Genomic DNA, 11,259 nt, shown 5'->3' with positions numbered 1-11,259 from the left:
ACGCATGTCATTTAAAAAACTCTCCCGACGCACCTTCCTGACGGCAAGCTCGGCGCTTGCCTTCCTCCATACCCCCTTCGCCCGCGCACTTCCTGCCCGACCAAGCGTTAATATCAACGATTACAATCCGCACGACTGGATCGCCTCATTTAAACAAGCTTTTAGTGAAGGGCAAACGGTCGTCGTCACTGCCGGATTGGTGTGTGAAAATATCAACACCGGCATCTTCATCCCTCCCGGCAAAACGTTACACATCCTCGGTAGCCTGCGCGGCAACGGCAGAGGGCGATTTGTCTTACAGGACGGCAGCCAGGTGACAGGGGAGAAGGGCGGCAGTATGCATAACATCACCCTGGATGTGCGCGGTTCTGACTGCATCATCAAAGGGTTGGCGATGAGCGGCTATGGCCCGGTAACGCAGATTTATATCGGCGGCAAAAATAAACGTGTCATGCGCAACCTGACTATCGATAACCTGACTGTTAGCCACGCTAATTACGCCATCTTACGCCAGGGATTTCATAACCAGATTATCGGTGCCAACATCACCAATTGTAAGTTCAGCGACTTACAGGGCGACGCCATCGAATGGAACGTGGCGATTAACGACAGTGATATTTTGATATCCGACCATGTCATCGAGCGCATCAACTGTACTAATGGCAAAATCAACTGGGGTATTGGCATAGGACTGGCAGGAAGTACTTACGATAATAACTACCCGGAAGACCAGTCGGTTAAAAACTTTGTCGTGGCGAATATCACGGGATCGGATTGTCGGCAGTTGATTCATGTTGAGAACGGCAAACACTTCATCATTCGTAATATCAAGGCTCATAATATTACGCCCGCTTTCAGCAAGAAAGCGGGTATTGATAACGCCACGGTAGCGATATATGGATGTGATAACTTTGTTATTGACAATATAAAAATGACCAATAGTGCCGGAATGTTAATCGGTTACGGAGTCATTAAAGGTAAGTATCTCTCAATACCACAAAACTTCAGATTGAATAATATTCATCTTGATAACACTAACCTTGCCTGGAAATTGCGCGGAATCCAAATTTCCGCAGGGAATGCCGTCTCATTCGTGGCGTTGACCAACATTGAAATGAAGCGTGCTTCGCTGGAGCTTCACAACAAGCCGCAACACATTTTTATGCGTAATATCAACGTAATGCAAGAATCCACTGAGGGGCCGGCATTGACCATGAATTTCGACCTGCGAAAGGACGTTCGTGGTGTCTTTATGGCAAAGAACGAGACGCTACTGTCGCTGGTAAATGTTCATGCGGTGAATGAAAAAGGACAAAGTTCAGTCGATATCGACAGGATTAATCACCATGTCGTTAATGTGGAAAATATTAACTTTAAGCTGCCGGAACGGGGCAGGTAGATTTGCGACCATTCCTGGAAAAATAGAGCCATACTTAGGAATAACGCTACTGCAATCTTGAGCGAAGCGGCGTAACATCGGAAGTAAATCAGTAATCAATTCAGGGGAATTGATGCTGGCGAAAAAAATCGAACAAGCTATAATTCAGCAACCATTTTACAGGTGGATGAAATAATGACGAATTTAAAAGCAGTTATTCCTGTAGCGGGTCTTGGGATGCATATGTTGCCTGCAACTAAGGCGATTCCTAAAGAGATGCTACCGATCGTCGACAAGCCAATGATTCAGTACATTGTTGACGAGATTGTGGCTGCAGGGATCAAAGAAATCCTCCTGGTAACTCATGCGTCCAAGAACGCAGTCGAAAATCACTTCGATACATCTTATGAATTAGAATCTCTCCTTGAACTGCGCGTGAAGCGCCAGCTTCTGGCGGAAGTACAATCTATCTGCCCGCCAGGTGTGACCATTATGAACGTGCGTCAGGGGGAACCTTTAGGTCTGGGCCACTCCATTTTGTGCGCCAGACCAGCCATTGGCGATAACCCGTTTGTCGTGGTGCTGCCGGATGTTGTTATCGACGACGCCAGTGCCGATCCGCTGCGTTACAATCTGGCCGCAATGATTGCGCGCTTCAATGAAACTGGCCGCAGCCAGGTTCTGGCAAAACGCATGCCGGGCGATCTCTCTGAATACTCCGTCATCCAGACCAAAGATCCGCTTGATCGCGAAGGCAAAGTCAGCCGCATTGTTGAATTTATCGAAAAACCGGATCAGCCGCAGACCCTGGACTCAGACATCATGGCTGTAGGGCGTTATGTGCTTTCTGCCGATATTTGGCCTGAACTGGAGCGTACTCAACCTGGAGCATGGGGACGTATTCAGTTGACTGATGCCATTGCTGAGTTGGCAAAAAAACAAGCAGTTGACGCAATGCTGATGACTGGGGACAGTTACGACTGTGGTAAGAAAATGGGTTATATGCAAGCGTTTGTGAAGTATGGACTGCGTAACCTGAAGGAAGGCGCTAAGTTCCGCAAAGGCATTGAGAAGTTGTTAAGCGAGTAACAAATTCTTGGCTGGAAGTGTCGGTCAGTAAGAAATTAAAAACGGCAGTGAAGATTCGTAGCATAAGTTTTGCTCATTGAATCTCACTGCCGTTGTCGTTTTTATAAATACAATAAAAACAGCATGTTAGCTTGCAATTATAGTTCAAATTTTTCCAGGATTTTCCTTGTTTCTACAGCTGTTTGGTAAGACAATTAGCGTTTGAATTTTTCGGATTTGGCACGAGTGGGTTACGCTCGTCACATCGTGGAAATGTACGCAGTGCTCTGGTAGCTGTTAAGCCAGGGGCGGTAGCGTGCATTAATGCATCTATTAATCAAATCTGGAGCAGTCTATTTCACAGCATGCTCTCTGGCTATATGGAATAAAAAAGTGAAGATACTTGTTACTGGTGGCGCAGGATTTATTGGTTCTGCTGTTGTTCGTCACATAATAAATAATACGCAAGATAGTGTTGTTAATGTCGATAAATTAACCTACGCCGGAAATCTGGAATCGCTCGCTGAAATTTCTGATTCTGAACGTTATTCATTTGAGCATGCAGATATCTGTGATGCCGCAGCGATGGCTCGTATTTTTTCACAACACCAGCCAGATGCGGTGATGCACCTGGCGGCTGAGAGCCACGTTGACCGCTCAATAACTGGCCCGGCGGCATTCATTGAAACTAATATTGTCGGTACTTACGTACTTTTAGAAGCAGCGCGCAATTATTGGTCTGGCCTGGATGATGAAAAGAAAAAAAAATTCCGCTTTCATCATATTTCTACTGATGAAGTGTATGGTGACTTACCCCATCCGGATGAAGTAAATAGCAATGAAACGTTGCCGTTATTTACGGAAACGACAGCATATGCGCCAAGTAGCCCATATTCTGCTTCTAAAGCGTCAAGCGATCATTTGGTTCGCGCATGGAAACGTACTTATGGTTTACCGACAATTGTGACTAATTGCTCGAACAACTATGGTCCTTATCATTTCCCGGAAAAGCTTATTCCATTGGTTATTCTTAATGCACTGGAAGGTAAGGCATTACCTATTTATGGCAAAGGGGATCAAATTCGCGACTGGTTGTATGTAGAGGATCATGCTCGAGCGTTGTATACCGTAGTTACTGAAGGTCAAGCGGGTGAAACCTATAACATTGGCGGACACAACGAAAAGAAAAACATCGATGTTGTGCTGACTATTTGTGATTTGTTGGATGAGATAGTCCCGAAAGAGAAATCTTATCGTGAGCAAATTACTTATGTTGCTGATCGCCCAGGGCATGATCGCCGTTATGCAATCGATGCCGATAAAATTAGCCGTGAATTGGGCTGGAAACCGCAAGAAACGTTTGAGAGCGGGATTCGGAAGACAGTGGAATGGTACCTGTCCAATACAAAATGGGTTGATAATGTGAAAAGTGGCGCCTATCAATCGTGGATTGAACAGAACTATGAGGGCCGCCAGTAATGAATATCCTCCTATTTGGCAAAACAGGGCAGGTAGGTTGGGAACTACAGCGTGCTCTGGCACCGCTGGGTAATCTGATTGCTCTTGATGTTCACTCCACTGATTATTGTGGTGATTTTAGTAATCCCGAAGGTGTAGCTGAAACCGTAAGAAGCATTCGGCCTGATGTTATAGTCAACGCAGCCGCTCACACCGCAGTAGACAAAGCGGAATCAGAACCGGAATTTGCACAATTACTTAACGCGACAAGCGTCGAAGCGATTGCAAAAGCAGCCAATGAAGTCGGCGCCTGGGTTATTCACTACTCTACTGACTACGTATTTCCGGGGACCGGTGAAATACCGTGGCAGGAGACAGATGCAACAGCACCATTGAATGTTTATGGTGAAACTAAACTAGCCGGAGAAAAAGCGTTACAGAAATATTGCGCGAAGCATATTATTTTCCGTACCAGCTGGGTATATGCAGGTAAAGGAAATAACTTCGCCAAAACAATGTTGCGTCTGGCAAAAGAGCGCGAAGAACTGGCTGTGATAAACGATCAGTTTGGCGCACCAACAGGTGCCGAATTGCTGGCTGATTGCACCGCTCATGCCATTCGCGTAGCAGTAGACAAACCAGAAGTTGCTGGTTTGTACCATCTGGTTGCTGGCGGCACAACAACCTGGCACGATTATGCCGCTCTGGTATTTGAAGAAGCGCGCAAAGCAGGGATTAACCTTGCTCTTAACAAACTTAACGCCGTGCCAACAACGGCCTATCCCACACCAGCCCGTCGACCCCATAACTCTCGCCTCAATACAGAAAAGTTTCAGCAGAACTTTGCGCTTGTCTTGCCTGACTGGCAGGTGGGCGTGAAACGAATGCTCAACGAATTATTTACGACTACGGCAATTTAACAAATTTTTGCATCTCGCTCATGATGCCAGAGCGGGATGAATTAAAAGGAATGGTGAAATGAAAACGCGTAAAGGTATTATTCTGGCTGGTGGTTCCGGCACTCGTCTTTATCCTGTGACGATGGCAGTAAGTAAACAACTGCTGCCGATTTATGATAAACCGATGATTTATTATCCGCTTTCAACGCTTATGTTAGCGGGTATTCGCGATATTCTTATTATCAGTACGCCACAGGATACACCGCGTTTCCAACAATTGTTGGGGGACGGGAGCCAGTGGGGGCTAAATCTACAGTATAAAGTACAACCGAGTCCGGATGGCCTGGCGCAAGCGTTTATCATTGGTGAAGACTTTATTGGTGGCGATGATTGTGCACTCGTGCTTGGCGATAATATCTTCTATGGACACGACTTACCAAAATTAATGGACGCTGCGGTTAACAAAGAAAGCGGTGCAACGGTATTTGCTTATCACGTTAATGATCCTGAACGCTATGGTGTCGTGGAGTTTGATAATAACGGTACGGCAATTAGCCTGGAAGAAAAACCGCTGGAACCAAAAAGTAACTATGCGGTTACTGGGCTTTATTTCTATGACAATGACGTCGTGGAAATGGCGAAAAACCTTAAGCCTTCTGCCCGTGGCGAACTGGAAATTACCGATATTAACCGTATTTATATGGAACAAGGACGTTTGTCTGTCGCTATGATGGGGCGTGGCTATGCATGGCTGGATACAGGGACGCATCAAAGCCTTATTGAAGCAAGTAACTTCATTGCAACAATTGAAGAGCGTCAGGGATTAAAAGTATCTTGCCCGGAAGAGATTGCTTATCGTAAAGGATTTATTGATGCTGAGCAGGTGAAAGTATTAGCCGAACCGCTGAAGAAAAATGCTTATGGTCAGTATCTGCTGAAAATGATTAAGGGTTATTAATAAAATGAACGTAATTAAAACTGAAATTCCTGATGTGCTGATTTTTGAACCAAAAGTTTTTGGGGATGAACGTGGCTTCTTTTTTGAGAGCTTTAACCAGAAAGTATTTGAAGAAGCAGTAGGACGTAAGGTTGAGTTTGTTCAGGATAACCATTCTAAATCCAGCAAAGGCGTATTACGTGGGCTTCATTACCAGTTAGAACCCTATGCACAAGGAAAATTGGTACGCTGTGTTGTCGGTGAAGTTTTTGATGTTGCGGTTGATATTCGGAAATCATCACCAACATTTGGCAAGTGGGTTGGTGTAAATTTGTCGGCGGAGAATAAGCGCCAGTTATGGATACCGGAAGGATTTGCTCATGGGTTTTGCGTTCTTAGTGATGAAGCAGAATTTGTGTACAAAACAAATAATTTCTATTCAAAAATGCAAGAACGTGGGATTATATGGAACGACAAAACTATAAATATAGAATGGCCGGTACAAAATCCATTGCTTTCTGATAAAGATATTAATGGTCAAAAATTTGTAGATGCTGATTATTTTATATGATAAAGAAATGTAATAATGAGTATAATAAAAAATAGTGTCTGGAACCTTTTTGGCTATGCAATACCAACTTTAATTGCTATCCCCTCGCTAGGGTTTCTCGCTCGAGGTTTGGGGCCTGAAGGTTTCGGTGTTTATACAATTGCAATTGCACTTGTTGGGTATGCTGGAATTTTTGATGTAGGCCTGACCCGCTCTGTTATTAGAGAAATTGCAATTCATCGTGATAATCATCATGAAAGAACCAAGGTAATTTCAACAAGTACATCTTTTTTGGTGCTATTTTCGTGCTTTGGTGCTTTTTTATTATTGATTTTCTCTGATGGAATAGTTAATTATCTAAAAATTTCTGGTGTTGAACATAATGATATACAACTAGCATTTAAACTGTTGGCTATTTGCATTCCATTATTTATTCTAAATCAATTATGGTCAGCCATTCTTGAGGGGGATGAAAAATTTGGCATTGTAAATATTCAAAAATCTATATCAAGCTCCTGCATCGCGGGAATTCCGGCCATATTTGTTTTTTATAGTGCTACATTGTCAGCTGCGGTTACTGGTTTAATATTTGCAAGAGTTATTTCGATTTTAGTCTCTGCCTATTATGTCAGGAATGACATTAAAATTTCGGGGGTTCATTTTTGTTATAAAACCTTTAAACGACTTTTTTTCTTTGGCGGTTGGATGACAGTAAGTAATATCATAAGTCCGGTCATGGTGTATTTTGACCGATTTATAGTGTCAAATATTATGGGGGCAGATAAAGTTGCATTTTATTCTGCACCAGCGGAGGTTATTCTGAAATTAGGAATAATACCTGCAGCAATCGGAAGAGCAGTGTTTCCAAGGTTAAGTAACATCAAAGACTTTAAAGAATTTAAACGTAATGTAAATAAATCATTGCTGTTAATGTTTCTAATCTGTTTGCCGGTGATAATCATCGGCTTGTTGTATTCAGGGCTTATATTGAAAATATGGTTTGGTGAGAATTACCAAATTAATTCCTTTAATATATTAAATGTGTTATTGATCGGTTTTTTCTTCAATGCGTTGGCAATGATACCATTCTCTGCAATCCAGGCATTAGGAAAATCTAAAATTACTGCTTTGATTCATTGTGCTGAATTGGTTCCTTATTTAGTCCTTTTGTATTTTATGGTCGAAAAATATGGGTTACTGGGTGCCGCAATATCTTGGAGCATACGTGTAATTTTAGATGCTCTGTTATTACAATGGCTTTATACTAGGATGTGTTCTGTATATGAAGACTAAAATTAACCAATTACTGAGTCACTTGGATAATGAATAGTAATATTTACGCTGTCATTGTGACATATAATCCCGAACTTAAAAATCTGAATGCATTGATCACTGAGCTAAAGGAGCAAAATTGTTACGTTGTAGTAGTCGATAATAGTACTAATTTCACCTTGAAAGATAAATTAGCAGACATCGAAAAAGTTCATTTAATTTGTCTTGGTAGGAATGAAGGTATAGCAAAAGCACAAAATATTGGGATTCGACATTCTCTTGAAAAAGGGGCAGAGAAGATAATTTTTTTTGATCAAGATAGCCGTATTCGCAATGAGTTTATCAAAAAACTTTCCTGCTATATGGATAATGAAAATGCAAAAATAGCTGGCCCAGTTTTTATTGATAGAGATAAGTCACATTATTATCCTATTTGTAATATCAAAAAAAATGGTCTTCGAGAGAAAATTCATGTCACTGAAGGACAGACACCGTTTAAAAGTTCAGTAACAATCTCATCCGGAACCATGGTTTCAAAAGAAGTTTTTGAGATTGTTGGAATGATGGATGAGGAACTTTTTATTGATTATGTCGATACAGAATGGTGTCTTAGATGCTTAAACTATGGCATATTAGTTCATATCATTCCTGATATAGAAATGGTTCATGCTATTGGGGATAAGTCAGTAAAAATCGGTGGGATTAACATACCAATTCACTCGCCAGTACGTCGTTATTATCGAGTAAGAAATGCATTTCTTTTGCTTAGAAAAAATCATGTGCCTCTTTTACTCTCTATTAGGGAAGTTGTTTTTTCTTTAATTCATACGACTTTAATTATTGCAACTCAAAAAAATAAAATTGAATATTTCAAAAAACATATTCTGGCTACGCTGGATGGAATAAAAGGAATTACTGGGGGCGGTCGTTACAATGCATAGTTATGATCAAAAAAGAGTTGCTGTACTCATGGCTACGTATAATGGCGAATGCTGGATTGAGGAACAATTAAAAAGTATTATAGGACAAAAGGGTGTAGACCTCTCAATATTTATATCAGATGATTTATCAACTGATAATACATTAAACATTTGTGAAGAATTTAAAGCATCATATCCGTCAATTATAAATATACTTCCTAGCGCCGATAAGTTTGGGGGGGCAGGTAAGAATTTTTATAGATTAATTAAAGATGTCGATTTTGAAAATTATGATTATATCTGTTTTAGTGATCAGGATGATATTTGGTATAAAGACAAAATAAAAAATGCAATTGACTGCTTGGCATTAAATAATGCGGATTGTTATTCTAGCAATGTAATTGCATACTATCCATCAGGGAAAAAAAATTTAGTTGATAAAGCTCAGTCGCAAACTCAATTCGATTATTTTTTTGAAGCAGCAGGTCCAGGGTGTACATATGTTATAAAAAAAGAAACGCTTATTGAATTTAAGAAGTTCATCATAAATAATAAAAATGCTGCACAAGATATCTGTCTGCATGATTGGTTTTTATATTCATTTGCGCGGACGAGAAATTATTCGTGGCATATTGATAGAAAACCAACAATGTTATACAGACAGCATGAAAACAACCAAGTTGGAGCAAATACTAATTTTAAAGCAAAATACAAGCGGCTTGGTTTGGTAAGAAACAAGTGGTATCGAAAAGAAGTAACTAAAATAGCTAATATATTAGCTGATAATAGCTTTGTGAAAAATCAATTGGATAAAGGTTATATAGGCAATTTGATCTTGGCTTTAAGTTTTTGGAAGTTAAGGCGGAAAAAGGCTGATAAAATTTATATTTTATTAATGTTGATTTTAAATATTTTTTAAATAATATCACCTTGCGAATATGAATAATATAAATAAAATTTTTATAACATTTTTATGTATTGAACTAATTGTTGGTGGTGGTGGAAGATTACTGGATCCATTGGGGATATTCCCTTTGCGATATTTATTATTTGTATGTAGTTTTATACTCTTAACTTTAAATTTAGTTACATTGAATTTTTCAATTTCCCAAAAATGTGTTAGTCTTTTTATATGGTTGCTTTTATTCCCACTATATGGCTTCTTTGTTGGCTTATTAACTGGTAATAAAGTAAATGATATACTGTTTGACGTGCAACCATACCTTTTTATGTTGTCACTTATATATTTATTTACACTAAGATATACTTTAAAAGTGTTTTTATGTAAAACTTTCATTAAAACAGTTAATGTATTTGCATTATATGGATCACTGTTATACATTTCATACATAATTTTGCTGAATTTGGGCTTGTTAAATTTCAATTTAATTTATAAACACTTATCATTGACTAGCGAGTTCTTTTTTCGTCCAGATGGGGCTTTTTTTTCCAAATCCTTCTACTTTTTTGGTGTCGGTGCGATTATCAGTTTTGTCGACAAAAAATATTTAAAATGTTTCATAATAGTGCTGGCGATATTATTGACGGAATCAAGAGGTGTATTACTTTTTACGACATTATCACTGCTATTGGCCAGTTTTAAATTACATAAACTATATTTAAATACGATTATAATAATATTGGGCTGTGTTCTATTTATAATAATGCTTTACATGGTCGGATCACGCAGTGAAGATTCTGACTCTGTTAGATTTAATGATTTATATTTTTATTATAAAAATGTTGATTTAGCGACGTTCTTGTTTGGAGGAGGATTCGGTTCATTTATATTAGATCGATTAAGGATAGAAATAGTACCTCTTGAGATTCTTCAGAAAACAGGTGTTATTGGTGTATTTACATCAATAATTCCTATGTTGCTTATCTTTGTGAAAGGTTATTTTTTAAATACAACAAAAACATCCTTAATGATGTCGTTAATACTTTTTTTCAGTATTACCGTTTCTATAACTAATCCATTTCTTTTTACACCCATGGGGATTTTTATTATAGGAGTTGTAGTTTTATGGATATTTTCTATAGAAAATGTCAAAATTAGTAACAACCTCCCTTCTGGAGCTAAATAGTTTATATAAGGGGATTTTTTATCACTCTTTTAATATTATTGTAATTATTCCTTGTTATAATGAGCAGGAGGCAATATCTAAATTTTTAAATGCATTTCAAAATACATATCCCAACTGCATTTATATACAGGGAAGATAATCAGAAGTAAATTTTTTTGCACTAGGCAATTAGCATTTTATGTTCAGTAGTTGTGATATTGCTCAGTAGCAAAAACTATTTTTCACAGCTTATATATGATCAAGTACTCCTTATATAAATAAGGAGAATAAAATGGAACATATTTCTATTATTCTTGATTATAGACAAGTCTGTAAAGTAGAACATGAATTATCAGGTATCCTGGTGCTGACTATTTTCGCCGTCATTTCCGTGGCTGAAGGATGGGAAGATATGGCGGATTTCGGTGAGACTCACCTCGATTTTTTGAAGCAATATGGTGATTTTGAAAATGGTATTCCTGTTCACGATACCATTGCCAGAGTTGTATCCTGTATCAGTCCTGCAAAATTTCACGAGTGCTTTATTAACTGGATGCGTGACTGCCATTCATCAAATGATAAAGACGTCATTGCAATTGATGGAAAAACGCTCCGGCATTCTTATGATAAGAGTCGCCGCAAGGGAGCGATTCATGTCATTAGTGCGTTCTCAACAATGCACAGTCTGGTCATCGGACAGATCAAGACAGA

General features: G+C 39.3%; 11 protein-coding genes. All 11 read left to right on the top strand.

Going from position 1 to position 11,259, the window contains the following annotated elements:
- Window positions 1-4: 4 nt before the first annotated feature.
- The gene (gene wcaM / locus D9597_RS05445; RefSeq protein WP_130221815.1) at window positions 5-1,399 is read left to right on the top strand and encodes a colanic acid biosynthesis protein WcaM; all 1,395 of its coding nucleotides are present in this window, start codon (window positions 5-7) and stop codon (window positions 1,397-1,399) included.
- Between the two features lie 174 nt (window positions 1,400-1,573).
- Window positions 1,574-2,467, top strand: coding sequence for a UTP--glucose-1-phosphate uridylyltransferase GalF (gene galF, locus D9597_RS05440; protein WP_000183029.1), 894 nt, complete (start codon window positions 1,574-1,576; stop codon window positions 2,465-2,467).
- Window positions 2,468-2,839: 372 nt separating this feature from the next.
- Window positions 2,840-3,925, top strand: a complete 1,086-nt coding sequence (rfbB, locus tag D9597_RS05435; RefSeq protein ID WP_130221814.1) for a dTDP-glucose 4,6-dehydratase — start codon at window positions 2,840-2,842, stop codon at window positions 3,923-3,925.
- Entirely contained in the window at window positions 3,925-4,824 is a 900-nt protein-coding gene (gene rfbD / locus D9597_RS05430; protein ID WP_130221813.1) for a dTDP-4-dehydrorhamnose reductase, read from the top strand. Before rfbB ends, rfbD begins: the two co-directional genes overlap by 1 nt.
- A 58-nt stretch (window positions 4,825-4,882) precedes the next feature.
- Window positions 4,883-5,761: a glucose-1-phosphate thymidylyltransferase RfbA gene (gene rfbA, locus D9597_RS05425; protein ID WP_105280193.1), complete on the top strand. Its 879-nt coding sequence runs from the start codon at window positions 4,883-4,885 to the stop codon at window positions 5,759-5,761.
- A 4-nt stretch (window positions 5,762-5,765) separates the two neighbouring features.
- Window positions 5,766-6,311 carry a dTDP-4-dehydrorhamnose 3,5-epimerase gene (rfbC, locus tag D9597_RS05420; protein WP_130221812.1) on the top strand — a complete coding sequence of 182 codons (546 nt, stop codon included), beginning with the start codon at window positions 5,766-5,768 and terminating at the stop codon, window positions 6,309-6,311.
- 15 nt (window positions 6,312-6,326) lie between these two features.
- Window positions 6,327-7,583, top strand: coding sequence for an O13/O129/O135 family O-antigen flippase (gene wzx / locus D9597_RS05415; RefSeq protein WP_130221811.1), 1,257 nt, complete (start codon window positions 6,327-6,329; stop codon window positions 7,581-7,583).
- Between the two features lie 29 nt (window positions 7,584-7,612).
- Complete coding sequence (locus tag D9597_RS05410; protein WP_130219615.1) at window positions 7,613-8,503, top strand: rhamnosyltransferase; 891 nt, start codon at window positions 7,613-7,615, stop codon at window positions 8,501-8,503.
- Window positions 8,496-9,401 (top strand): dTDP-rhamnosyl transferase RfbG, encoded by a 906-nt coding sequence (gene rfbG / locus D9597_RS05405; RefSeq protein ID WP_205712904.1) that lies wholly within the window; start codon window positions 8,496-8,498, stop codon window positions 9,399-9,401. The genes D9597_RS05410 and rfbG overlap by 8 nt, the downstream gene beginning before the upstream one ends.
- A 19-nt stretch (window positions 9,402-9,420) precedes the next feature.
- Entirely contained in the window at window positions 9,421-10,569 is a 1,149-nt protein-coding gene (locus D9597_RS05400) for an oligosaccharide repeat unit polymerase (RefSeq protein WP_130221809.1), read from the top strand.
- A gap of 271 nt (window positions 10,570-10,840) precedes the next feature.
- A partial coding sequence (locus D9597_RS05390) for an ISAs1 family transposase (protein ID WP_130221808.1) occupies window positions 10,841-11,259 on the top strand: 419 nt, incomplete at its 3' end.

It is taken from the genome of Escherichia sp. E13S3, from assembly GCF_004212325.1.
In the GTDB taxonomy this organism is placed as follows: Bacteria; Pseudomonadota; Gammaproteobacteria; order Enterobacterales; family Enterobacteriaceae; genus Escherichia.
This window is presented reverse-complemented; position numbering and strand designations above follow the sequence as displayed.